The following is a 24,932-nucleotide window of genomic DNA, read 5'->3' as shown; positions in this document are numbered from 1 at the left end:
CGCTTCCACAGGCACGCCGCGACAACAACTCGGGATAACGGAATCCTCGGGATAGTCCTTCGGTGCTCTGACACGTCCGGGCAGCACCGCCGCTGAATAGTGCGCCGCCATCTCGCGGTAAGCGTCGTTGAGCACGACCTCGCCCTCGCGGGGATGCTTGATGACCCCGGTCTTCAGATTGTCCGGCACGATCCGCGGCACCGAACCGGTGAACGCCTCGAACATCGCCACGTGAGCCCGCAACCAAGTGTCCTGCTTCATGTCCAGGGCGGGTTCGACGAACGCATACCGGCTGAAAGGCAGGCATGCCACGAACAGATACACGGTCCTGGCCTTGCCCGTGACCGGATCGGCCACCTGCATCGTCGGCCCCGACCAGTCGACCTCCACCGTCTGCCCGGCCTTGTGCCCGACCCGGGATGCCGCCCCCGTTACCAACACATGCCGCTGGTAGGTCCTGCAGAACCGGTCATAGCCCATCATCGGCTCACCGGCAGCGGCACATGAATCGGCGTACTCGCCATGCAGCAGCTTCAGCGTCACCCCGACCCGGGCCATCTCCCGGTGGACCTGGTCCCAGTCCGGCTGCGCGAACACGCTTTGATGCTCACCGCGCCCCGGGAACAACCGGACATACACCTCGCGATCCGAGCTGTCGGCGATGTCGTCCCAAACCATACCGGCCGCATCGGCAGCCTCCAGCACCGCCGTGATGCTCTTCCGCGACATTCCCTGCGATGCCGCGATCGCCCGGCCTGACAGGCCTTCGGCGCGCAACTGCAACACGAGCTTCGCTCTGATCTTCCGTACCATTGATGATTACTCCTTCCGCCGTGCGCCCTATACACACGACGGAAGGAGCCTAAACTTGGTGGCCCCCAAGCACGCCACTACCGGCACCCAAGGCCGCTACTGCGAGCTCTGCCCACTGGCCCCCAAACACACGAAAGATGGACCCCAACAGCGCGAATATTCACTTCACCCCACCACGGTGGATGCGCTGGCCAAATACGAATCCGGTCCTTATCGCCAGACCGTGAGCCCGCCCCCTGATGGGCCCCTCTTCATCAATACCAGAGGCACCGTCTACCAGCGGGAAACCGTGGAGGATCATTTCCAGCGAATCCGCGCGGCGGCAAACTTCACGTGGGAGGGCGCGACACCGTGCCTGCACGACCTACGCCACACTTTCGCTACCCGGCAGATGATCCAGGCTTACACCACCGATGACGGCAACCCCGCAGCCAGGCTAAGCCTGCTGGCAACGTGGCTCGGCCACTCTGACCCGTCCCACACCTACTGGTACATCCAAGCCGTCCCGGAACTCCTTGCACTCGCTGCCAACCGCCTGAGCACCAACATCACGATGGAGTGAATCATCATGGCCTATCTCGCTACCGCACTGCAGTCGTTCTTCACCGATTATGTCCACGCCCAGCGCAACCTCTCCGACAACACGATCGCCTCCTACCGGGATACGTGGCGGCTGCTGATCAAGCACGTCTGCGCCACCACGGCAACCAGCGCAGACCGGATCCGACTCGAAGACATCGACCGCGATGAGGTGACGGCTTTCCTGGACCACCTCGTCAACGAGCGGGCCAACTCGGCGGCGACCCGCAATGCCCGACTCATCGCGTTCCGGGTCCTCGTCGCACATATTCTGCCCGACCATCCAGAACACGCCGAGACTATTCGCCGCATCCTCACGATCCCACCGGCCAAGACCGCAAAACCCCTGATCAGTTACTTGAACGAGGACGAAACCGAGGCATTGCTCGCAGCCCCAGATACCGGGACCTGGACCGGCAGGCGCGACCAGATGATGCTCGCTCTCGTCATCAACACAGGACTGCGCATCAGCGAACTCATCGGTCTGGCCAACACCAGCATCCACACTGGCACCAGCCCATATGTTGAATGCCAGGGGAAGGGACGCAAGCACCGGGCCACCCCAATCAGCGCCAAGACCCGAGACCAGATGCGCGTCTACCTCACCGAACGCAACTGCCGGCCCGGTAGTGCGTTGTTCCCAGGCCCGCACGGCAACGAGCTCTCACGTGACGCCATCGAACGCTGGCTCGCAATCCATGTCCGCACTGCCGCCGAGTCCTGTCCGTCAATCGGCGCCAAGCACGTCACGATGCACACCCTCAGGCACACCACCGCCATGAACCTCCTACACGCCGGCGTCGACATCACCGTCATCGCCCTATGGCTCGGCCACGAGCAAACCTCCACAACCGACGTCTATCTCCATGCCGACATGGCAACGAAGAAGGCCGCGCTGGAAAAGACCAGGCCACCCGAAGTCCTTCCCGGCACCTACACACCAGACCCGGGGATCCTCACATGGCTTGAAGCCCTCTGATTATGCCGACAAGACCACGAAGCAACCGGCACGAGGCAAGGCGGGCATCCGCGTAGTCAGCATAACCCAGACCTCGGCATAAGCGATCAACGGCGTCATCGAAACCACCCCCAGAATAGCCCGCGGCTTCCGCAACTTCACCAACTACAGACTCAGATGCCTACTCGCCGCCGGCGGCCACCGCCCCTACCGGATCAAACAGACCAACCATGCCTAAATGCGAAGAGATTCCCTAACGCTTGTCAAGCGTTTTTTAGCCGTGGACGACGGGCATGGTGAGTGCCCCGTCACCGTTGTTTCGCGGTGCGGTTTGTCTGGACGTCGCCTGTCGATGCGGCCGTGACGCGGCTGGTGAAGGGGCAAGCGTGCGGGGCGCGCCTGGTCAGCGACGGTGCAGGGACGTTGTTATCGGGTCAGGCGTTCTCGTTTGGCCGTGAGGGTGTGGGACCGTGACTGGGTGCGTTGCTTGGGCGTCACGGTGTACCGGGAAGCGATGAGTTCCTTCGCCGCCCGTTTGGTCAGGGGCCGCCCCTCGAGGTCGCGGAGCTCATACATCTGCCCCGTGGTGAGGGTCTTCCAGGTCCTTTCGGCCAGTTTTCTGGCCACCGCGATGGTGGCCTGGGTGTGGCAGTGTCCGTGTTCGGTCATGAGGCGGTAATAGAACGCCGCCAGCTGGGGATCCATGGTCCGGGCGACGCTGGCGGCCTGATAGAACGCAAGACGCAGCGGTGCGGGGCCTTCCTTGTCGATGGCCCGGCGGGCCTGGTGCATGGTCCCCGATGACCAGTTCGAAGGAGTGATGCCGACGTAGTTGGCCGCTTTCTTGGCGCTGTCGAAGGCGGAGCCGTCGCCGAAATAGGCGCGGATGCAGGCACCCGTGGCCGGGCCGATACCTGGAAGGGACAGGATCAGCGGGTCATCACCGTAAAGCCGTTCCCACCACTGGCGGGCGTGGGAGGTGAACCGCTCCACCCGGACCCGGGACTCGTGCAGGTCCGTCAGGTGCTCGGTGACATCCACCGCCAGTGCGTCCAGGTCCAGGTGTCCTTCCCAGAAATCCGCCCATTGCCGGGCTGCGGTTTTGATGGCGGTGGCGCGGGCGGGGGTGTCGGCGACGTCACGGGTGTGTTCGGCGACCACGGCCGTCAGGGTGGCCGCGCGCGCCGACGCCAGGGAGCGCAGGTCGGGCCAGCGCCCCAGCACGGCCAAGGCTGTTGACTCGGATCCCGCGAACGCGGCCCAGACGTCCGGAAAGGCCCACCGGGCCAGGGACAGCAGCCGCCGCCAGTACCGGTTGCCGTCAATGACAGCTCCCGCCCGGCGGACCACGGCCCGGCGCAGTGCCAGCTGTCCTGGGGCTGCCAGAACCAGGCGGGGCGGGTCGAAAATTTCCCCGGCATGGGTCAGCACCTCGGAGTCAATGACGTCGGATTTGTTCTTGCCCATGATGGCTCCGCGCAGCCGCGAGGAATGGCGGGCCCCGATCATTTCCATCTGACCGCCGGCACGTTCGACCGCGAGGGTCAACGCCAGCCAGGTCATGGACGTCGGTTCCACGATCGCGGTCACCGGTGCCGGAACAGCGGCCAGCCGCTGCGAAAGGCGCTCCAGACCTGCCAGGGTCGGGTCGACCGTGAAACGGCTCAGATGCTCGGTTCCGTCATCGAAAAATTCGCGTAATGCGATGTGGTGCCGTGCCGTGATCGCGGCGTCGATACCGGCCACTGCCCGCACAAGGACGGCGGGTTTATCCTGATCCTGCATGATGGTTCTCCTTCTCGCATCGAATACGTGCGATGAGACAACCCGTCGTTGCCGGTCCACCAGCCAAGGCCACCAGGCGGGCATCCCACCTCGGGAGAACCGTCATGCGCCCATTCCAGCGCCTGGGGCGATCTCCCGCACACGCCCGCAACTGTTGAGGATGCCCTCGGATACGGCCTCCCGCGCTTGTGAGTTATCCGGTGCTGACGGAGGAACGCCGGTGCTGCGCACCGCCTCCCCTCCTTCACCAATTCCCTCAATCGGGTCTGCTTGGAAGACAGGCCGGGGGCAACGATCTCTTTCACGGGCCATGACACCCAGCCGAAAACCGGCACCACCCCGGCCCCTCCCAAGGCCACCGTAAACGACGACCACCACACCTCAACAGGGGGTACTTAAGGGATACAAGCCACTTAAGGGATACAAGCCCACAAACCGTGAAGAGCCTCGAACAAACCAACCATGCCTAATGCGGAGAGTCGGTAAAATGAGCCAAGTCAGGCCCGGAAACCGTGGGGAGACATCTAACCCTTCAAAGCAGTGGAGATGACTTCCAGATATCCATCGATCATGGAACGCTCAGAGAACCCTCTGAGATGAACTGCTCGCGCAGAACGAAAACGATCGGTGGCCCAAGACTTGGAGTGCCACGCAGCTGCGATCGCATCAGCCAACTGGTCGGCGGCGCGCTGCGGGACAACCTTTCCGCACTCTCCTACGGCCTCAGGCAGGCCCCCATCGTCACTCGCAATTACAAAACATCCACTGGCGATTCCCTCTAGTGCAACGATACCGAAAGACTCACGGCAGTGAGAAGGCACCGCCAGGACTTCCGTTTCGCGAAGCTTGGCTCCGATCGCCTCAGCAGTTAACGCCCCGGTGAACAACACACTGCCTTGAAGGCCATAGGATTCCACCGCCTCCGCCAAGGCGACTCTTTCCTGACCATCTCCGACAATTGAACATTGGAATTCGTGACCTCTGTTTCTAAGCTGCGCGAGGGCATCGATCAACACCGCGCATCCCTTTCCGGACACCAGCCTCCCTACAAAGGCAATAGAATTACGAGAACGCTCTTCAGCGCCATTGGAATGAAATGCCTCCGAATTATAGGAGTTGTAAACCAATGTACTTTCGAATGGTAAAGAATCTCGAACCGCACGACTGACTGTTATCGACCTGCAGAAACCTATGATTCGACGCTTGATTCTTTCCCGAATACCAATGCGGCCGCTTCCGTCGACTAACCAATTATGCACGGCGAAGACTAGCGGCCTGCGCACAAATAGTGCGGGCCAGAGGAATCTAAGGCAGATATTATTATGAAATACCACGTCGGCCTCGACATATGACCGCCAGGTGCGCAACAACCCTGGACGACGGGTTACCTGGTACTTGCTAAAGGGGTTAGGACCGCCGTCCGAATGGGTCATAACTTCAACTTGCATGCCCGCGGCCACGAAGCCCTCTGCAAGGGCGAGTGAAATAGTCTCAATTCCGCCATAATCGGGGGAAAACCGGTTCGACACCAACAAAACTCTACTCACCAATACATCCTTCTCAACCGAGCCATTGAGTTACTCTTAGAAACTTGTCAACATTTTACAAAATTAAAGAAAATCACTTACTCATGCAACGCACTTCAACTTGACTCCGTAAGCTAGTTAGCAACCTCTTGGTAGATGGCAGCCAAATTCTCTGCCTGCACATCTAAGTTAAACATTGCTTTTGCTCGAACTCGACCGTTTCGTCCAAGATTCGCCGAAAATTCCTCGTCCCTAGTTAGCCGAACCAGGTACTCGCTGAGCGTTTGAATATCACCCTCCGGCGCCAAGAGGCCGGTCGTCCCGTGCTCAACGGCCTCCATCACTCCGCCTGAGGCATATCCGACACACGCCAATTCCTGGAGAGCTGCTTCAATAAAAACCATTCCAAACCCTTCCCGCGTCCCATCCTTAGCCGGAAGAGATGGTCCGCAGAATACGGAATGAGACCTGAGCAAAGCGGGAATTAATCCAGAGTCAACCTTGCCAGTAAATTTGACGGTTAGATGCCTATCACGCGCAAAGGTTTCAAGCGCACCTCGCAGGGGTCCATCTCCCACGATGGTAATCGGAGTCGAATGACGAATTTCCTTGTCGGTCAAACTCATGGCACGTAACAGTTCCATTGGACCTTTTATGTCAATCAGGCGACCGACAAATACAATGCCTTGCCGATCGTCAGAATCCCGAAGTGGGATGATCTTTGTGCCGGTGTGGAGGACTTCTATCTTCTTCGCCGGGGCACCGTTCTTGAGGAGTGCGTCAGCAATGTGAGAAGAAACGGCAATGAGTTTAGCGGAATGTCTAAAGAGCTCCGAAAGATTGCGCGGATATCTAGAACGCGCCCAAGGAGATCGGGACCTGCTCAGTGCGGCATCCGCCCCATGAAACGTTGTCAATAGCGGAAGCCCGGCCGCCCGACTTAAGGGCAAGGCCTCAATACCCCCGGGCCAAAATGTGCGTGTAGCAGCATTGCCCCAGCGTCTTGTAGTACCTTTTTGTACGCGTTCAAATACGGATGAACTCCAAGCACACTCCGAACAACCAAGTCAGTCACTCGAGTCGAGTATGGGGCGAAGTCCGCATGGTCGATACCGCCCTCGACATTCGAGAAACCCACCTTCACGATCTCCCAATCCGGAATCGCCCGAATCTGGTCGCGAATGAACGTCTCGGTATAGGGCAACCATGAACTCTTCCAGATTCCGGCTACGGGCATCGGGCCTCCAACTAGGATCAGCTGTGAAAAATCACATTAACAGTGAGTATGCGTCCGCCAGGCGTTTCGTAGCTTCCGCCCAAGAGATCGCAGCAGTTCGAACTGATTCATCTGGAACTGGGCTCATCAAGTCGCCTTCCATTTGAGTCAGTTCCCGAATTCGAAATGCCCAGTAGTCAGGATCTCGCCCCGACACCAGAGTGCATGCGTCCTGTGGTAGATATTCGGAAATTCCCGTCTCAGGCATGCAAAGGACGTGCAGACCATGATGATACGCCTCGGCCACAGCCAACCCAAAGGCTTCAATTGATGGTAGGACCATAATAGCTGAGGTCGAATATAACTCTCTAAGCTGAATTTTGTTCAGCAGGCCTTCATAAACTACATGCGGTTGGAATTTCAACCAATTTAAAACCTCGTTCCGCATGGGCCCTGCGACGTGCAGTTTATACGGACTGCCGAGCTTCCCTATCGCAGCGACTGCTAGATCTAATCCCTTATAGACGTCGCCGCGACCAACAAAAGCGATCTTGTAGCTATCTCTCGGAAGCGCGGTCACCGGCAGTTGGCGGGGAACTCCAATTGGCGCGACTAGAAGCTTATCCTCATCGAAACCTCGTTCAAGAAATGATCGCTTAGCTGCCTGTGAATAGACGAGGATCTTAGTGGACGCTTCGTACTCAAAATCCAGCAGTTCCCCGATCGGATCAGTCCTAGCAATGTGCGGAAATGATCCAATGGATGGAAAATCACCTTCAAAGACCGCATGGTGCATTGCCCGACGTTCGCAAATCGAGGCGAAGTAGTGGCCGCGGCGCAATGCTTGATGGCCAAGACCCTCTAGAAAATGCAGCACGTTGTCACCCGCCGTAAATTTCGCTACCCGCTTGGCTGAGTACTCGGTAGCACGCCGAAACATGTCCGGTGAGAGTCGGCGGCCCGATTGCACAGCAGCCGTTAGAGCTAGGTCCCCGAGGCCCAGTAGTTTTACACTGTGGGGAACTTTGATCGGTTCTCGCGCTCGTCGATTCAGCATCGTTAGGACGCGTTTCGGCGCATGAACACTTTCCAAGAACTTAACTTGGCGAGGCGTCGGTTCTGGCCTTCGAACCAGCGTGACTTCATCAAAAATGCTATTCATAGCGTAGAGCACGTGATCGTAGTGCCCAACATTTGTTGCATAGGCCGCCTTCAACGACGTTTACCCCCCCAAGTTGGTCAAGAATACAGTTCAACCATCGAAACAGTCCAGAACGCCTAGAGTTCTCGATAGAGTAAAGCCAAGCTCTCCTTCTGCGCTTCTTCTGACAACAATTCCTTCGACATCCTAAGGCCAGCCTCGGAACAAGCGCTATAGGCGATATCGTCGCCGAGTAGATGCGCTATCGACGATTCCATGCTAGCGGGTGCCCCGTCAGGAACTACGAGGCCGGCACCATACTTCGAGATCGTTGCTGAAAGAGCGCAGGATTCCGTTACAACGACAGGAACTCCCAAGCTAAGTGCAGTCGCCAACACATTCCCCCATGGTTCCTTGTGAGACGTTAAAACAAATACTCCACTTGCGTCTATACGCCTAACCACGTCATCCGGCGATATTGCACCTTCGTAAACAAGATTCGGATGGGCCCTACACGCCTGAATAACATCATCACGCTGACCACCGTCCGGTCCAACTATCGCATACTGCGTCTCTGCCCCCTTCCCGATGCTGATGGCGGCCGCAGAAACAAAGTCACCGACGCGTTTGCGCGGATGCAGACGGGCGACCCAGAGAGCTTCGTCCTTGCGGGGAGCCGGTCGGACGACGGCTTGTACTCCTCGCAGTCGGCCCACTGGGTTTCCCAACACAACCCACGATATAGGCGAGGCTTTCCCTAGCCAGCCCTCAAGATCTTGCCGCTCAATGTCGGTTAGCGCCAGGACGACATCGGATGCCCGAAACAGGCGCTTCACAACGATGTCCGCAATTCTGTGGAGCAAAGAAGATCGGCTTGTGAGCATTCCATGGGGTTGAACAATCAATCTTTTGCGTAACATCAGCGCCGACACAGCAGCCAAAATGGGCAGGATCTCACGCGAATAACTGACGTGGACGGTATCTACATTTCTTATCGCACGAACAAGAGATTTCATTGCGTCGAAAGAGAACGCCGAAGTAAACCCAAGTCGCGGAACCCACCGCCGCACCTGGGCATTCATAGTAGTTCCTTCCGGCAGCTCATCAATCGACGGCGCATCGTTCGGCAAACAACCATACCAAAGCCGAATTGAGAGGCCACAGTCTAGTGCGAGTCGCACCTGGCGAACGGCGGTGTCAAATGGGCCACCATAGGCACCGCTTCGACTGCCAATATTTACCACACGTAGTATCGACATTTCGCTCCTAATCTAACCAAAAACACCTTGATAATAGCGGCACCCACAGACTTAGCGTTCAAATGATCGATCGTCGCTGTCACGTCCAAAAATGTATAATGCCACTAAAATCGAAAACGCACCCTGAGAAGAAGGATTCTGGGTAATTGTTCCCTGAACAAGGATAAGAACAATAGCGATACCGAACATAAACCTGACTGCCGACGTTTTGGAAGACTGGAGGAAGGAGACCAGGAGCATCCGTGCAGCAACAATGAGTCGGAGGAAAGCTAAAAGTAGGCCAAAGACACCCAACTCCGTCACCCAACCAATGGTTTCATTCTCAATCCAAGGACCAGCGGCACCAACCGCGATACCGGCTTGACTATTATGTCCAGCGCCAGCGCCAAAAAAGGATCCAAGCCCACCTAAGAATCCAAAAGCGGTAAAAATGAGACGTCCAAGAGTGTCCTCATTCTGTGATGCATCCTGGAGTCTGCCGTTAAACGCATCGACAACCTGCGGAAGTGCCAATACGATCGATATGAACAATAATACCGACCCGACCATTATTAAAATTACTAAAATGAAACGCGAAAAAGTCGCGTTTGTCAACAGCCAAAAGAAAATGCTTAAGACAAGGATTAGAAGGAGCGTCAATATTCCCCGCGACCCGGCGAGTGTGACGATCACCACTGCGGAGAATATCCCAAGCAAAGAAGTCCATCGATCCCTACTTTCGCCACCGAGCAGCAATCCCAAACAAAGGGCGACCGCAACTAAGAAGAAACCAAACAAACCGGCTGGTGCACTAAAAGTTCCAGAAGCCCGAGCGATGCCTTCATTTAGAAAATGAGCTTCTTCACCCGAAATTTGACGATTCCAAACACTATCCGCGGGCGATGTGACTTGTGCAATAACCACGACGGCTTGGACTGGAAGATACATCGCGATGGTAGATCGAATTCGTCGCAGCTGACGAGCCTCCGGCAATAGGGAACAAAGCCCTATGAACAGAACAGGGGCGACATAGCTTCGTATTCCAACCACCCAAACGGATAAGGAATCCGTACCGGGCAGTGCCGCCACGCAAGTCCAAAGAACCAGGGCCAGCACAAACAGTATTTTGGGGCCGTGCTTTCTATCCGTGCCATTTCGGAGAACAAAAGCTACAATGGCCACTAAGGCGAGAGCGTCCCTGCTAAAATACAAAAAATAATTCGCCGCAGGAACAAGTTTTCTCAACAGTCCTTCCAAGATCCAAAGATGGACATACAGGAGGGTAACGACTCTGAGAAACGAGGACGTCGTAAGCTGTCCAAATATTCTTACACGGGTCGGGGATACTGACTTTGATAGTTCGTATGGAGTCATGAGCGTTCATGCTCCATCCGAGTGCTTCTGCGGACTTCTCGAGCTCCAGCTGCAAACCTAAGAACTTCAGCCATCAAGGCAGGAAGGCATTGGGTGGCCAAATAAAGGGCTCCACCCATTGTCGTCCTTAAATCAAAGAGCAAGGGACCGCTGACGACCCAAATGGCGGAACTGGCTACTAAAAACCAGGAACCAGAAAGCCATCGCCGGCTTTGACCCATCATGCCCAGTCCGCTGCAAAAGCTTAAAACGGCAGATCCACCCATTACTACAGTCAACTCCAGATTGAGTCCTTTATATGAATCCCCCAGCACCCACAGCAGAATCGGCGAGAATAGACTGACGCAAACTACGCTCATGACGGCTAACGCCAAATATACTGCCGAATAGATGGGAATGGCCCTGATTGCTCTTGATGCGTTCATTCTCGCCAATCTAGGTAAAATGAGATTTAGCACGAAAGAATTTACGACGGTGAACGCAACGGCAAATCGGGTCATAGCCGAGATCTCGCCAAGGACGACAGTAGATCCTGCCAAGGACATGACCATCAGGAATGCTTGCTCCCGTCCGACAATGGCGAAATTCATTGGGGCCAGGCGTCTCGCCGCCCGACTTAGCCGTCGGACATGCAGCTTGCTTCGCAAACCGACGACGACGTTCTGCGACCTCAGACTTCGCGTCATGAGCCAGGCTTCGATCCAGTAAGTTGCAGCCGTTAGTAGTACTATTGCCGTGAATCTCATTTGAATCGGCATCGTCAGCATGACGAGTGCGATCAAAATTAAACGGAAACCTGCTGCAATAAGGAGGTTTTTCTGAGAGGAGTTGGCACGCCCTTCTAAACGAAGGAAGACTTGCGAATTGGAACGCACGAACACTGCCTGCATCGACAGAAGATATGCCAAGAGCGCGGCTAGTGTCTCCGGTACGCCGAGTCTATTAAGTGTCAGCAGCCAAACTAGAACCACGCCACCTGTAGAGGTGGAAACGAGCCCGATTTTCCTCCGAACATATAGACCGGACTTCCTCAAGTCACTCGTGCGCGTGGAATCGCCTGGGTGCTGGCTGGCGTAACCTAGCATCACATTTGATAGACCCGACTCAGAAATAAGGATTGAAGCAAAGAGAATCCCGACGTACACCGCATATTGGCCGTAATTTTCCTTGGGTAGCCCCCGAATTACTGCTACCCCCACAAGGAACGCGATAGCTTGAAGCGCTAGATCCAAGGATATGAAGCGGGCAGCTCGCCGAATACGCTCGCGGGTGGCCCGATTTTTATTCTGCCGGCCCATTTTGGAATTTGAAAATAACCTCGGCCTGTCCGTCCGAGGACGGACTTCATACATCGTGGTTTAGTCCGGGTAGCTCCGGAAATCTTTGTCCGACAACCCTCGCTGGATTTCCTTTTAAAACCTCACCATTCCGGTATGTGGTCCGAGGACCAACAACGGAATTGGGCGAAACCAAGCACGAAACGCCTAGGGTCGTACCGCCGAGAACTATGGCTCTAGCTGCTATCCACGTACCGCTGCCTATTGTCGTTGGACTGGTCAGGAGCGCCATGTCTGTTCGATGGGAATGACTTCCAGTTGTAATGAAGGCGTCCTGAGACAGTACTACGTCCGAGCCCACCTGAACGTAGTCTTGGTTGTGAATCCACACCCCCTCGCCAATCCAAGTTCGATCTCCTATTTCAAGTTTCCAAGGAAATCGAACGCGCGTTCGGGGGCGGTAGACAACGCCGGATCCAATTTTTGCTCCAAACAAACGGAGAACGCGTACCCTCAGGGCAGAACTGATCTGCCACGGATTCGTGACAAGGAGCAGTTCAGCGATTGACCAAAGGTAGATGATTATCCGTGGCCGGTCCCACGCGGCGCGCTCACCGGGAGCATGGGACAGATCGATCACCCGCATGGTTCTTGAACGACCAGATGATTCGGACATGACTCCCCCCAAAATGAGCTGATGCGACGCGATACGCCTATTGTTACACTTGTGAATGAGCATCTCAGAATTACCATCATCGGGCTCAACTATGCTCCCGAGCCGACTGGCAACGCCCCTTACACGACAAGTTTAGCGGACGGTCTGGCCGCCGCAGGCCACTCGATTTCTGTCATCACTGGCTACCCGCACTATCCCGAATGGAAGCTCAAGCAGGGCTACACCGGATGGAAGCGACTTGAAGTCCTAGGTGGCGTCAACGTGAAACGCCTAAGGCACTTCATCCCAAAAAAGCCAAGAGTTTTGCAGCGCATGCATATGGAACTGAGTTTCGGGCTTCGGGCAATCCTCGCGTCGTGGGAATGTCCCGATGTCGTTCTAGTCGTCAGTCCGGGCCTATTTTCATCTGCCATGGCTATCCTCCGAGCCAGATTGTCCCCACGACGGCCGCGGGTTGTCATATGGGTCCAAGACATATACAGCCGCGGCGTCGTTGAAACAGGGGCCGGGGGGCGGCGGCTCGGAGTGCTCATGTCGAAGACCGAGTCTTTGATCCTCCGCTCGGCCGATGCTGTAGTCGCCATCCACGATCGATTCCAGCAGTACATGGTGGAGTATCTTGGAGTTCCCGAGAAGAGGATCCGCGTCATTCGTAATTGGACTCACCTGCCGGCATCACCCACTTCAGGTCTTCACGCGTTTCGTACAAGGATGGGGTGGTCTCCCGAGGATGTCGTTGTACTGCACGCTGGCAACATGGGCAAGAAGCAAGGGCTCGAGAACGTCGTGGACGCCGCAGCTTTGGCCGCAACGAGAGAGAGTCGTGTGCGATTTGTTCTTATGGGGAACGGCAACCAGCGGCCCAAACTTGAAGCACTCGCAAAGCAGGACGCCAGGCTCGAATTCGTCGATACTCTCCCCGACGATCAATTTCAGCGCGCACTGGCAGCGGCCGACGTCCTCCTCGTTAACGAGCTTCCCGGCGTCAAGGATATGGCCGTCCCAAGCAAATTGACTTCGTACTTCAACTCTGGAGTAGCAGTTGTGGCGGCGACCGATGAAGGCAGCGTCACGGCTTCCGAAATCCAGGCGTCAGGGAGCGGCATCACGGTTCCGGCCGGAGCTCCGGACAAACTACTCTCGGCCATAGAGGCGCTCACGGCGGATCCCGACAAATGCCGTCAAATGGGTCGCAACGGTTTGCACTTCCGGCAAGTCACATTATCCGCAAGCGCCGCGATCGCCCAGTATGATGAGTTCTTGGCAAGGCTGGCATCGCAGCGCAGTCTTTGAGCCACACTTTCCTTTTATTGCAATTCATGGGGGCAAGAATGACCAAGCGCGCGTTCATCACCGGCATCACCGGGCAGGACGGCTCTTACCTAGCAGAACTCTTACTGAGTAAGGGCTATGAGGTTCATGGACTTATCCGCCGGGCATCGACGTTCAATACTTCAAGGATCGACCACCTCTACGTCGATCCCCACGAACCCAACGCAAAGCTCTTGCTCCACTACGGCGACTTGAGCGATGGCGCGAGACTCGTCACGTTGCTAGCGGAAATCCAGCCGGACGAGGTTTACAACCTCGGGGCCCAGTCGCATGTTCGGGTCTCGTTCGACGAGCCCGAGCACACCGGCGACACGACCGGAGTTGGTTCCATCCGGCTCCTCGAGGCAGTTCGCATGTCGGGCATCGCGACAAAGTATTATCAGGCTTCTTCGTCCGAAATGTTCGGTGCTACTCCTCCCCCGCAAAACGAAGACACGCCGTTCTACCCACGCTCCCCTTACGGGGCCGCCAAGGTGTACAGCTACTGGGTCACGAAGAACTACCGCGAGGCCTACGGCATGTTCGCGGTGAACGGAATCTTGTTCAACCATGAATCCCCACGTCGTGGCGAGACATTCGTGACCCGCAAGATTACGCGCGCAGTTGCCGCCATCAAGGCCGGCAAACAAGATCTGCTCTATATGGGCAATCTAGACGCCGTGCGGGATTGGGGATACGCGGCCGAATACGTTGAAGGTATGTGGCGCATGCTTCAGGCCGATGAACCGGAGGACTTCGTCCTCGCAACTGGTGGTAACTACACCGTTCGGGACTTCCTGGAGATCTCGTTCGAGCATGCAGGACTGAACTGGGAAGACCACGTGCGGTTTGACGAGCGCTATCTGCGTCCTACGGAAGTTGACGCACTTGTAGGCGATGCCTCGAAGGCGCAGGAAAAACTCGGCTGGAAAGCAACCGTTCACACGCCGGAGCTTGCCCGAATCATGGTGGATGCTGACATAGAGGCCCTAAAGCACGCCGGCAACCACTGGATCGATGGCGTAGATCTCGATAGTTGGAAAAACTGATGTCTGAGTCCGTCTCATACACGCCTGGCAGACTCGACCGCAACTCAAGGTTTTATGTAGCCGGACACCGTGGCTTGGTGGGCTCCGCAATTTGGCGCAACTTGGAAAACGAAGGCTTCGCCCAGCTTGTGGGCAAGTCTTCCACCGAACTGGATCTTAAGGACCGGAATGCGGTCTTCGAGTTCTTTGCCAAGAGCAAGCCCCGTTACGTGGTGCTGGCTGCCGCGAAGGTAGGCGGGATTCTTGCAAATAACACGTATCCCGTGGACTTCCTCAGCGACAATCTGCGGATCCAGGTGAATGTTCTCGACGCGGCTCGCGAGCACGGTGTCGAACGCCTCCTCTTCTTGGGGTCGTCCTGCATCTATCCAAAGTTCGCAGAGCAACCAATCCGTGAGGATTCGCTGCTCACAGGCCACCTTGAACCCACCAATGATGCCTACGCAATCGCGAAAATCGCAGGCATCATGCAGGTACAGGCAGTCCGCCGGCAATACGGGCTCCCGTGGATATCGGCCATGCCCACCAACCTCTATGGACCCGGCGACAACTTTTCGCCCGAAGGTTCGCACGTATTGCCCGCCCTGATTCGTCGCTACGACGAAGCGGCTAAATCCGGGACTCCTGTAGTCACCAACTGGGGCACCGGCTCACCGCGGCGGGAATTCCTTCACGTAGACGACATGGCTGCGGCCTGCTTCCATCTACTGGAGAACTACGACGGTCCTGAACAAGTAAATGTCGGCACCGGGGCAGATGTAACCATCAAGGAACTGGCCGAGATAGTAGCAGACGCTGTCGGTTTCTCAGGCACTATCGAATGGGACACTTCCAAGCCGGATGGCACGCCACGAAAACTGCTGGATGTTTCCAAGCTTTCAAGAGCCGGGTGGTCTGCTTCCATTGACTTGAAAGAAGGAATCAAGGCCACGGTTGACTGGTACCGGGCGAATATGCCTGAGATCCGTAACTAAGAAGTCCAAGCGGCGGTCACATTGAAATGGGGGACTCTTTGAGTCAAGAGGCAAATTGGAGATCACGTACTTCACGTACCCTTCGAATGGTTGACGCCTTTGTCATCGTTTGGGCGCTGGCGGGTGCCTACAGCATCCGGTTCGGCTTGGACTCGAGCTTTACCGTTTCTGGGCAAGACTCGAGCTATGTTTGGTTATCTATAATCTTGGCCATCACATGGTGGCTGATGCTGGAAGCATGGAACACGAGGCAAAGTCGAATTCTCGGGTCCGGACCTGACGAGTACAAACGCGTAGCCGCCGCCTCTCTTTGGCTGTTCGGGTTTGTTGCGATTTTCTCCTACGTATTCCGCCTGGACACTGCCCGCGGATACGTCGGGATCGCCCTGCCCGCTGGCCTCAGCGGACTCCTGCTGGGTCGCTGGCTCTTACGACAGCATTTGAGTGTTCACCGGCAAAAGGGCCGGCGTATGTCCCGTCTCATGCTTCTGGGAGGTCCTAGCGGAATCGTCCACCTGGCGGAAAACCTGGTGCGCGAGAAGCACGCCGGCTACATGCCTGTTGCCGCATATACGCCGGGTGACCCATCTTCCTCGAACGAACTGGCAGGCTCAGGGCTTCCTCTGCTTGGCCACACGCCACAAACACAGACAATCCTTGACGCGATCGATAGATGCGATGCTGACGCAGTGGCCATCACTGCAGGCGTTCACCTAAGTCCGAGAACGCTCCGTCAGCTCGGCTGGGAATTGGCCGACCGTAACGTTGGGCTCATTCTGGCCCCGGCCCTCACCGACGTCGCAGGACCGCGCATCCACACGCAGCAAGTTGCCGGGCTTCCTCTCATTCACGTCACGACTCCAACTCTTGAAGCGGGTCAGCGTGTCGCCAAACGACTCTTCGACGTCGCCGCCTCGGCTGGCCTCATCGTCTTGTTTTCCCCGCTGTTGATGATCCTGGCCCTAATGGTGAAACTCGACAGTCCTGGTCCCGTCCTCTTCAGACAAGAACGCGTGGGGTTTGAAGGCGCTCACTTCAGGATGCTCAAGTTCCGCTCCATGGTAGTGGATGCAGAGGCGAGACTCACCGAGCTCGCTCACAGAAATGAGGGAAGCGGGCTGCTTTTCAAGGTGAGGAACGATCCTCGCATCACTCGTGTGGGCGGCGTTCTCCGTAAGTACAGCATGGATGAGCTTCCTCAGCTATTCAATGTTTTTCTTGGTTCCATGAGTTTGGTCGGCCCACGTCCTCCGTTGCCCAAAGAAGTCGAGGCGTACGAACAGGATGTGCGACGGCGACTTCTGGTCAAACCAGGGGTGACCGGGCTTTGGCAGGTCAGCGGACGATCTAATCTTTCCTGGCAGGACTCGGTCCGGTTGGATCTCTATTACGTGGAAAACTGGTCTCTAGCTGGGGACCTCATCATCTTGCTTCGTACCGCTAGGGCCGTCCTCGGCGGCCACGGCGCTTATTGATCAGCTCTGACGCAGAATATAACCCTCTGGGGGAAGGCAATACAATGCGCATTTCAGTCATCGGCTGCGGCTACCTCGGTGCCGTACATGCCGCCTGTATGGCCAAGCTTGGCCACGAGGTGGTTGGCATCGATGTGGATGAGCGGAAGATCAGTTCGCTCTCCGCCGCTCAGGCCCCGTTCTTCGAGCCAGGTTTGGAGGAACTGCTCAAGAACGTCCAAGAGACGGGGCGTCTGTCCTTCACCTCTGACATGTCCGCGGCCGCCGGAAGCAGCGTCCACTTCATCTGCGTGGGAACACCCCAGAAGAAAGGCGAAAACGGCGCTGACCTACGGTACGTGGACGCGGCAATGGAGACGTTGCTCCCCCATGTACGGCCTGGCGACGTTGTGGTGGGCAAGTCGACTGTTCCAGTGGGGACTGCCGCCCGCTTGGCTGACATCTTGTCCGAGCATCAGCCAGAGGCTCACCTTGTGTGGAACCCCGAATTCCTCCGCGAAGGCCATGCCGTCACCGACACTCTTTCACCTGACCGCTTAGTCTATGGCGTTGCAGATGGCTCGGAAGATCACGCAGCCGTTTCGGTGTTGGATGAGGTCTATGCCTCCCCACTCGCCGACGGCACTCCACGTTTAGTCACCGACCACCCGACAGCCGAGCTGGTCAAGGCGGCCGCCAATTCGTTCCTGGCCACTAAGATCTCGTTCATCAACGCCATGGCTGAGGTCTGTGAAGCAGCAGGGGCGGACGTCACCCGGCTTGCAGACGCCATCGGAATGGACGACAGGATTGGCCGCAAGTTCCTCAACGCAGGCATCGGCTTTGGCGGAGGATGTCTCCCTAAGGACATCCGGGCCTTCATGGCCAGGGCCGGCGAACTCGGAGCCGACCAAGCCCTCACCTTCTTGAGGGAAGTGGACTCCATCAACATGCGCCGAAGGACCAGGGTTGTGGAGCTCACAAGAGAACTTTGCGGTGGGAGCCTACTGGGTCAACGCATCACGGTACTCGGTGCCGCTTTCAAGCCCGAAAGCGACGACGTCCGGGACTCGCCGGCACTTAGCATCGCCGCACAGCTCCAGCTCCAGGGCGCCGTCGTGACGGTCACGGATCCGAAAGCCTTGGAGAACGCTGCCAAGCGATTCCCTGAGTTGCAGTACGAGCAGGCTATAGATACCGCGATCGCAGGGGCCGATGCCTTACTCCTGCTCACGGAATGGCAGCAATACAAGGAGCTCGACCCCTACGAGGTCGGCAGCAGCGTTGCCAGCCTCCGAATCCTGGACGGGCGAAACGTCCTGGATGCCGCCAAATGGCGCGCCGCCGGATGGCAGTTCCGCGGACTTGGAAGGCCATAGACGTGACTGACACCGAACGTGAGGAGAGCATCGCGGATGAACCCGGGTCGCTCCAGGATGGCCCACAATCGGTCGCCAGAAAGCGCCGTCGTCGGTTCTTGACCGCCGGAATATGCCTCGTAGCCGTTCTGGTGCTCGGCGGAGCCGCCGTCCTTTGGCTCAGTGCCAAGGCCTCCACGATCAAGACAGAGCTTTGGTCATCCACACAGCTGGTGCCCAAACTCAAAGAGAGCATCCTCCAGAACCGGCCCGCAGATGCCACTGCGGTTGCCGACGAGCTGAGGGACCACACCGCATCTGCCCGCGAAGCGGCCTCGGATCCACTCTGGTCCTTAGCTTCGGCCATGCCATGGCTGGGCGCGAATTTCTCCGCCACCACCGAAATAGCCCGCTCAGCGGACGACGTAGCCACGCTTAGCGTGGCCCCCTTGGTAAAGGTGTACGACTCCCTCAACTGGGACAAGTTAGTGCCCAGCGGCAACGGCACTGACTTGAATCCAATCCAGAAAGCCGCACCTGCAGTGGCCTCCGCCGCAAACGTTGTGCGCTCTTCAGCCGAACGCCTCAACGCGATCGATGCTGGCAGCTTGCTCCCCCAGATTGCGGGACCCTTGACACAGGCGCGGCAACAACTTAGTTCCGTGGTAGACGAGCTCGACACGGCGTCTGACGCTGCGGGCCTCGCCCCGGCCATGTTGGGCTCGGACAAGCCGCGGCACTACCTGCTGCTCGTACAGAACAACGCCGAGGCCCGAGCCACCGGAGGGATCCCGGGCGCCCTGGTGGTCCTTACCGCGGACAAAGGCAAGCTCAGCCTTTCTACTGAAAGCAGCGCTACCGAACTCGGAGCCTTCAATCCAGCGGTATCCGTAGACGCCGAACAGGAGCGCATCTACAGCTCCCGCATGGGCACTTTCATGCAGGATGTCAACTTCACCCCGGATTTCCCCACTTCCGCAGTCACGGCGCTAACGATGTGGGAACAGAAGAAGGGCGAAAAGCTCGACGGTGTGGTCTCGATCGACCCGGTGGCCCTCGGCTACATACTGGACGCCACGGGACCAGTCACGCTTCAAGATCCACAGGTACAGGCGCTGAACTCCGGGAAACTGCCGACTCAACTCTCCGGAAAGAACGTGGTGAAAACGCTGCTTTCGGATGTCTACGCCCAAATCAAGGATCCAAAACAGCAGGACGTCTATTTCGCTGCTGTGGCGAGGGAGATCTTTGGCGCTTTCACCTCGGGCAAGGGCAATGCGAAAAGCCTGCTTGCCGGCGTCGGAAAGGGCGTGGAAGAACACCGGGTTCTGCTCTGGTCATCGGATACGGCAGAACAGACAACTCTCGCGAAATACACGCTCAGCGGCTCAATTTCCGGCCCCAGCGTGCCTGCAGCCCAGTTTGGCGCCTACTTCAATGACGGCACGGGCGCCAAAATGGACTACTACGTGAACCGCACTGTTCAGCTCATCCAGCAGTGCACTGCTCCCGGCGGTTATGGGATCGTCAAGGTTCGGATCACCAGCACGAACACCGCTCCCACAGATGCGGCAACCTCATTGCCGGCGTACGTTACCGGTGGGGGATCCTATGGAGTGCCGGCAGGTACCGCGCAAAGCAACGTGATTGCCTACGGTCCTTCCCAAGCCTACGTCGAAACAGCCACTCAGGATGGGAAAAACGTCCCGTTTGGCGCGCAGCGCCACGACGAGCGACCCGTCGGCACCCTCTCTGTCCGGCTGGCGCCTGGACAAAGCAGTACCGTGGAATTCACTTTTGGAAAGATCGTCCAGAACAGCCAGCCCGAGGTAGTGGTGACCCCGACCATCCAATCCGTGGACCGCGTAATACTCCCGACTCAATCGGAAAGCTGCGGGCCGGACAGATAGACGGGGGATTAATCCTTTGTAACGGGTTTGGATTTACTTTGCAGTATGCACCCACAGGATGGTAGCTTCGGTCTGGGGTAGGACTCGGATTTCAGTTCACGTGTTCGTGGTGGATGGAATCTCTTTCATCACAAAGAACTACGTAGCAGGTCTCAAGTACGTACCAAGGTCTCAGGGGGACAAATTGAAGAAAACTCTTTCTGCGCTCGCGCTCGCGGGCACCATCGCACTTGCCGCGTCTGGTCCAGCAATGGCCGTTGACTACCCGGCACCCCCTCCGCCGGGCACTATTTCCAGGGCAACGATAATTGTAGGCGGCACCATCGTATTCTCCGGAACTGGCTTCACGCCCGGCGAAACGATCATCATCACCATTACCTTTACTGCTGCTCCCCAGGGCGCTGCGGCACCCGGCACGAGCAACGGCATCGCCATGGCCGTACCCGGCGCCCTTCACCTGGCACCTACCACAATCACCGCTGTTGCCAACGGCTCCGGTGCTTTCTCCACCGACGTCTCACTGACCGAGGTCGGCACCTACCAGCTGACCGCGGTCGGTGCTACTTCCGGCCACACCGTCACTGAGATAGTAGATGCGGTCCCAACCGCGGCGGGCCTCGCTAACACCGGCGGTGCAACCCTGGCAAACACCGGTGGCACCGGTCTGGCCAACACCGGCGTCGATTCCAGCCTCATTCTGTGGGGCCTGGTCGGCGCTGGCGCACTCGTTGCTGGCACCACTTCCGTCCTGGTGGTTCGCCGCCGCGCAAAGAATGAAACCGTAGCTGCAGCCTAAAGGTCATACAAAAGGAGGGGTTGTTAACGGTAATCCGGTAACAACCCCTCCTTCTTATGTGTACAGTACTTTATGACCATGGGGAGACATTGGCGACGACGTAAGAGGCTGAGCCTCAGAATGGAATGGCCCGCGATTCCGGAAATCCCGAGGCAGGCACGGCCGATGATCTTCCTGATTCTTCTGGCCTTGACTTCAATCGGCATGGCGACTTTCGCCTTGATGCGAAACACGTGAAATTGTGTTCCTCTGGACTCCTCCGCTGGATGCTCTTGCTCTACTTTGTTGCCCTTGCATTCATCGCTTTTTGGCCAACTCCTGTGGACAAGCCAGCAGCAGGCAGCCTGGCTTGTCTTCTGGATTTCTCCACCAAAACGGTATCCCGGAGTGGTTCAACTACGGATTCGTCGAGACCTCTGCCAACGTATTCCTCTTTGCGCCAGCACGCTTCCTTATTGCGTTTACCTTTCCAGGCAAGCGCTGGTGGCAGCTCTTGGCGCTCGGGGCAGCTGCATCAGGCGTCCTAGAGCTAAGCCAGCTGCTGTTTCTGCCACATCGGTCTTCAAGCATGCAGGACATCCTGATGAACACAGTGGGATTCGGCATCGGGCTGATGCATTCGACCCCGTTGAAACGGCAGCCCCTGCGCCACCCAGCATTGCACGAGCCATGACTCTTGCCGTGTTAACTTGTAAAACACAGGTGTCACGACCGCCTGCCAGCTAGTGAAAGAGCTATGCCTTTGGAATCGCCCCAAGCCGTTCGGATCCTCACCGTCTGCACCGGCAACATCTGCCGCTCCCCCGTCGCCGAGCGCTTGCTTCAGGCAGGTCTAAATCAAGTTCTCCTCGGCGGCTTCGAAGTCCGCAGCGCCGGCACCAGGGCTATGGTGGGCAGCCCCATCCAACCACTGTCCGCGGACATCATCCGCACCTACGGCGGCACACCCGATGACTTTGCCGCCCGGCAGCTCACCCAGAATATCCTCAGGGAGGCCGACCTGGTCCTCACCATGGCATCAAACCACCGCGGGGAAGTTCTGCAGATGGACGCGTCCCTGTTGAAACGGACATTCACCATCCGAGAGTTCGCGCGGATGCTGAATGCGCTGGAAGAACGAGGCGACGCAGCGCCGTCGGGCTCCGGCTACATCCAGCAGTGGCGGGAACTACCCGCACGCGCATCATCCGTGCGCCACCTGGTCCTGGCAGCCACGCCGGCGGACAACGACATCGCGGACCCCTACAATCAAGGCGCCGAGGCATATCTGCGGATGGAAGACGAGCTGGCTCCGGCGCTCCTCAGGATTCTCCGCTACGCACGGCTAACCATGCAAGAGTCCTAGCTCGCCCACGGTCAGGCGAAACTAACCGAGGAATTCCTTCATCCAGGACTTCAGGTCCTCACCGAACTCGGGCCGCTCGGACGCCAGCGTGACGACAGCCTTCAAATAGCTCAGCTTGTCCCCGGTATCGTAGCGACCTCCACGGAAGACGACCCCGTACACGCCGGCTCCTTCGCCATCACCCTTCGCAAGGGTCTGGAGTGCGTCGGTCAGCTGAATCTCCCCACCGCGACCTGGGCCGGTCTCTTCAAGGACATCGAACACAGCCGGATGCAGGACATAGCGTCCGATGACAGCCAAATTTGATGGCGCTTCCTCAACCGAAGGCTTCTCCACCAAGCTGTTGACCCGGACATAGTCCTCCCCCTCGATGACCGTGATGTCCGCGCAGCCATACGCACTGATCTGCGACGGCTCCACCTCAATGAGGGCAATCACCGAGCCGCCGGTCTTCGCCTGCACGTCGATCATGGTGGTCAGGAGCTGGTCCCGCGCATCAATGAGATCGTCGCCCAACAGCACGGCAAAAGGTTCGTCGCCCACGTGCTGCCTAGCGCACAGCACCGCATGGCCCAAGCCCTTCGGCTCACCCTGGCGCACGAAGTGGATGGGCCCGAGACCGGAAGCATGCTGCACGGCGGCCAAGCGTGCGACGTCGCCCTTCAGCTCCAAGGTGCGCTCCAGCGCAGGTGCCCGGTCAAAGTGGTCTTCCAAGGAACGCTTGTTGCGCCCGGTGATCATCAGCAAGTCGCTGAGGCCCGCATTCACGGCCTCCTCAACCACATACTGGATGGCCGGCACATCAACCACCGGCAACATTTCCTTCGGCATCGCCTTGGTGGCAGGCAAGAAACGCGTGCCCAACCCGGCAGCCGGAATAACTGCTTTGCGAACTGATTTCCCCATAGTCATACGGCAGATTTTACGAACGGATTTACTAATCGACGAATCCTTGAGGCAAAATTTCGACGCAACCTGCCAAGAAGTCGTTAGCTCCGTGCTTTCCGCACCGGGTGCTCGCTGAGGATCGAGAGGCGATTGAAGGCATTGATGCCGATGCATGCCATGCACAGCACGCTGATCTGCTCCTCCGTATAGACCTGACGAGCGCGGGAAAACAGCGCGGCCGTGGGACGCGCACTACTCATGCGCGTAATCTGTTCGGCCAACTCAAGCGCCACCTTTTCGGCCTCACTGAAGAGCGTCACCTCGCCATACACCGGCACCAACGCAAGCCGCTGCTCGGTCTCGCCATAGCTGATGGCGCGGCGATGGTGCAGGTCCAGGCAAAAGGCACAGCCGTTGATCTGCGAAGCCCGGTAGTTCACCAACTCCAGCGTGCGGCGCGGGACACCAGCCCGGTCCGCTTCCGCAGTGACTTGCTCCGCGTAACCAGAAAGGGCTTGGTAGAGTCCGGGCAGTTGCTTGTCCAGGTAACCCGCGAGCCGCGGCGTATTTTCGCTCATCCGCCGAGCATAACCGAGGAGCCTCTCAGCCAGCCGGGATTTCGACGTAATAGATGGTGCCCGCGGCCGGGGCGAGGAACCGGTGGGTGGCGTGGCGGACTGGGCGGTACAGATGACCGAAGGGATCGCGCACGGTGGCGCGTTCCAGATGATCCAACTCCGCGAGGAAACTGTCGACCTCCCGGAGTGTTGCCGGCTGTGATTTTTCGCCCACTACATCCACCGCCCAAGGGGTCCCTGTGGCCCTGCCGGCGTGTTCGAGGAAAAGCGTTTCAAACAGTTCGGCCACAAGCGCATCCCGGTTTGCCGGCAAGAGGCGCTGCAAGCGATGGGCTGGCGCGTTCCGGTGCCGGTTGTTCATCCATGCCTGGCGGAGCCAACTGAATTCCACCGGCCCAAACAAGGGGCCCAGGCACAGCTTGCGGTCCTCATCCAGAGTCAAGCGGCAGTCGTTGCCAGCCCGGTCAAGGACGCAGGCGGCTTCGTCAACGTATTCCACGTCCTCGAGCATCGCTGACTCTGACGGGTAGTAGGTGAAATCACCGATGTCATCGACCACTACGTAGTCCTCGGGACGCGCAATCAAGACACTGGCATCACATGCTGTTCCCTTTGCGAAGGCAATACACTTCATGGTGAGTTCATCTCCTGTGGAGGACCGGTCCACGGCCCGGATGGCCATGTGT

General features: G+C 57.7%; 25 protein-coding genes and 2 pseudogenes. 12 read left to right on the top strand and 15 right to left on the bottom strand.

Annotated elements, in window-relative coordinates; translation table 11 throughout:
• Positions 1–54: 54 nt before the first annotated feature.
• A pseudogene (gene istA, locus ABD884_RS02420) lies at positions 55–813 on the bottom strand (IS21 family transposase); the annotation flags it as partial.
• A gap of 58 nt (positions 814–871) precedes the next feature.
• Here istA and ABD884_RS02415 point away from each other — a divergent pair.
• Positions 872–1,375: a tyrosine-type recombinase/integrase gene (locus ABD884_RS02415; protein ID WP_345035438.1), complete on the top strand. Its 504-nt coding sequence runs from the start codon at positions 872–874 to the stop codon at positions 1,373–1,375.
• 6 nt (positions 1,376–1,381) lie between these two features.
• Positions 1,382–2,371: a tyrosine-type recombinase/integrase gene (locus ABD884_RS02410; protein ID WP_345035434.1), complete on the top strand. Its 990-nt coding sequence runs from the start codon at positions 1,382–1,384 to the stop codon at positions 2,369–2,371.
• On the opposite strand, the gene ABD884_RS02405 is transcribed toward ABD884_RS02410, so the two are convergent.
• The 11 genes and pseudogenes from ABD884_RS02405 to ABD884_RS02360 all read right to left on the bottom strand — a co-directional run bounded on the left by ABD884_RS02405 (position 2,372) and on the right by ABD884_RS02360 (position 11,505).
• Positions 2,372–2,512, bottom strand: coding sequence for a hypothetical protein (locus tag ABD884_RS02405; protein ID WP_345035427.1), 141 nt, complete (start codon positions 2,510–2,512; stop codon positions 2,372–2,374).
• 264 nt (positions 2,513–2,776) lie between these two features.
• On the bottom strand, positions 2,777–4,135 hold the full coding sequence (locus ABD884_RS02400; RefSeq protein ID WP_345035422.1) for an IS110 family RNA-guided transposase: 1,359 nt from the start codon (positions 4,133–4,135) through the stop codon (positions 2,777–2,779).
• Entirely contained in the window at positions 4,119–4,241 is a 123-nt protein-coding gene (locus ABD884_RS02395; protein WP_345035416.1) for a hypothetical protein, read from the bottom strand. The genes ABD884_RS02400 and ABD884_RS02395 overlap by 17 nt, the downstream gene beginning before the upstream one ends.
• Positions 4,238–4,366 (bottom strand): hypothetical protein, encoded by a 129-nt coding sequence (locus ABD884_RS02390; protein WP_345035412.1) that lies wholly within the window; start codon positions 4,364–4,366, stop codon positions 4,238–4,240. Before ABD884_RS02390 ends, ABD884_RS02395 begins: the two co-directional genes overlap by 4 nt.
• A 293-nt stretch (positions 4,367–4,659) precedes the next feature.
• Positions 4,660–5,664, bottom strand: a complete 1,005-nt coding sequence (locus ABD884_RS02385; RefSeq protein ID WP_345035407.1) for a glycosyltransferase family 4 protein — start codon at positions 5,662–5,664, stop codon at positions 4,660–4,662.
• A gap of 131 nt (positions 5,665–5,795) precedes the next feature.
• A complete protein-coding gene (locus tag ABD884_RS02380) occupies positions 5,796–6,407 on the bottom strand; it encodes a glycosyltransferase family 4 protein (protein ID WP_425548307.1) in 612 nt (203 codons plus the stop codon).
• A pseudogene (locus tag ABD884_RS26140) lies at positions 6,399–6,629 on the bottom strand (glycosyltransferase); the annotation flags it as partial. The pseudogene ABD884_RS26140 and the gene ABD884_RS02380, both read right to left, overlap by 9 nt.
• A 300-nt stretch (positions 6,630–6,929) precedes the next feature.
• A complete protein-coding gene (locus ABD884_RS02375) occupies positions 6,930–8,093 on the bottom strand; it encodes a glycosyltransferase (protein WP_345035399.1) in 1,164 nt (387 codons plus the stop codon).
• A 62-nt stretch (positions 8,094–8,155) separates the two neighbouring features.
• Positions 8,156–9,100, bottom strand: coding sequence for a glycosyltransferase family 4 protein (locus ABD884_RS02370; RefSeq protein ID WP_376954590.1), 945 nt, complete (start codon positions 9,098–9,100; stop codon positions 8,156–8,158).
• A 228-nt stretch (positions 9,101–9,328) separates the two neighbouring features.
• The gene (locus tag ABD884_RS02365) at positions 9,329–10,513 is read right to left on the bottom strand and encodes a hypothetical protein (protein ID WP_345035389.1); all 1,185 of its coding nucleotides are present in this window, start codon (positions 10,511–10,513) and stop codon (positions 9,329–9,331) included.
• A 113-nt stretch (positions 10,514–10,626) separates the two neighbouring features.
• Positions 10,627–11,505, bottom strand: a complete 879-nt coding sequence (locus ABD884_RS02360) for a hypothetical protein (protein ID WP_345035385.1) — start codon at positions 11,503–11,505, stop codon at positions 10,627–10,629.
• 709 nt (positions 11,506–12,214) lie between these two features.
• On the opposite strand from ABD884_RS02360, the gene ABD884_RS02355 reads away from it, so the two are divergent.
• The 10 genes from ABD884_RS02355 to ABD884_RS02310 all read left to right on the top strand — a co-directional run bounded on the left by ABD884_RS02355 (position 12,215) and on the right by ABD884_RS02310 (position 22,780).
• A complete protein-coding gene (locus ABD884_RS02355) occupies positions 12,215–12,475 on the top strand; it encodes a hypothetical protein (RefSeq protein WP_345035382.1) in 261 nt (86 codons plus the stop codon).
• Positions 12,476–12,604: 129 nt separating this feature from the next.
• Positions 12,605–13,876 (top strand): glycosyltransferase, encoded by a 1,272-nt coding sequence (locus ABD884_RS02350; RefSeq protein WP_345035378.1) that lies wholly within the window; start codon positions 12,605–12,607, stop codon positions 13,874–13,876.
• Between the two features lie 38 nt (positions 13,877–13,914).
• Entirely contained in the window at positions 13,915–14,943 is a 1,029-nt protein-coding gene (gmd, locus tag ABD884_RS02345) for a GDP-mannose 4,6-dehydratase (RefSeq protein ID WP_028265274.1), read from the top strand.
• Positions 14,943–15,917 (top strand): GDP-L-fucose synthase family protein, encoded by a 975-nt coding sequence (locus ABD884_RS02340; RefSeq protein ID WP_345035374.1) that lies wholly within the window; start codon positions 14,943–14,945, stop codon positions 15,915–15,917. Before gmd ends, ABD884_RS02340 begins: the two co-directional genes overlap by 1 nt.
• Positions 15,918–16,003: 86 nt before the next feature.
• A complete protein-coding gene (locus tag ABD884_RS02335; protein ID WP_345035370.1) occupies positions 16,004–17,392 on the top strand; it encodes a sugar transferase in 1,389 nt (462 codons plus the stop codon).
• Positions 17,393–17,436: 44 nt separating this feature from the next.
• On the top strand, positions 17,437–18,750 hold the full coding sequence (locus ABD884_RS02330) for a UDP-glucose dehydrogenase family protein (RefSeq protein WP_345035366.1): 1,314 nt from the start codon (positions 17,437–17,439) through the stop codon (positions 18,748–18,750).
• 2 nt (positions 18,751–18,752) lie between these two features.
• On the top strand, positions 18,753–20,639 hold the full coding sequence (locus tag ABD884_RS02325) for a DUF4012 domain-containing protein (RefSeq protein WP_345035363.1): 1,887 nt from the start codon (positions 18,753–18,755) through the stop codon (positions 20,637–20,639).
• Positions 20,640–20,823: 184 nt separating this feature from the next.
• Complete coding sequence (locus ABD884_RS02320) at positions 20,824–21,435, top strand: LPXTG cell wall anchor domain-containing protein (RefSeq protein WP_345035360.1); 612 nt, start codon at positions 20,824–20,826, stop codon at positions 21,433–21,435.
• 349 nt (positions 21,436–21,784) lie between these two features.
• Positions 21,785–22,108, top strand: coding sequence for a VanZ family protein (locus ABD884_RS02315; RefSeq protein ID WP_345035348.1), 324 nt, complete (start codon positions 21,785–21,787; stop codon positions 22,106–22,108).
• A 69-nt stretch (positions 22,109–22,177) separates the two neighbouring features.
• Positions 22,178–22,780: an arsenate reductase/protein-tyrosine-phosphatase family protein gene (locus ABD884_RS02310; RefSeq protein ID WP_345054414.1), complete on the top strand. Its 603-nt coding sequence runs from the start codon at positions 22,178–22,180 to the stop codon at positions 22,778–22,780.
• A 21-nt stretch (positions 22,781–22,801) separates the two neighbouring features.
• On the opposite strand, the gene galU is transcribed toward ABD884_RS02310, so the two are convergent.
• The 3 genes from galU to ABD884_RS02295 form a co-directional block, all read right to left on the bottom strand.
• Entirely contained in the window at positions 22,802–23,692 is an 891-nt protein-coding gene (gene galU / locus ABD884_RS02305) for a UTP--glucose-1-phosphate uridylyltransferase GalU (RefSeq protein WP_345035344.1), read from the bottom strand.
• A gap of 77 nt (positions 23,693–23,769) precedes the next feature.
• A complete protein-coding gene (locus ABD884_RS02300; protein WP_345035339.1) occupies positions 23,770–24,246 on the bottom strand; it encodes a carboxymuconolactone decarboxylase family protein in 477 nt (158 codons plus the stop codon).
• Positions 24,247–24,271: 25 nt separating this feature from the next.
• On the bottom strand, positions 24,272–24,928 hold the full coding sequence (locus ABD884_RS02295) for a hypothetical protein (protein WP_345035337.1): 657 nt from the start codon (positions 24,926–24,928) through the stop codon (positions 24,272–24,274).
• Between the last annotated feature and the right edge of the window lie 4 nt (positions 24,929–24,932).

Source organism: Arthrobacter methylotrophus (assembly GCF_039539965.1).
Taxonomy (GTDB): domain Bacteria; phylum Actinomycetota; class Actinomycetes; order Actinomycetales; family Micrococcaceae; genus Arthrobacter; species Arthrobacter methylotrophus.
The sequence above is the reverse complement of the archived record's forward strand: the minus strand, read 5'-3'. Positions and strand labels throughout refer to the sequence as shown.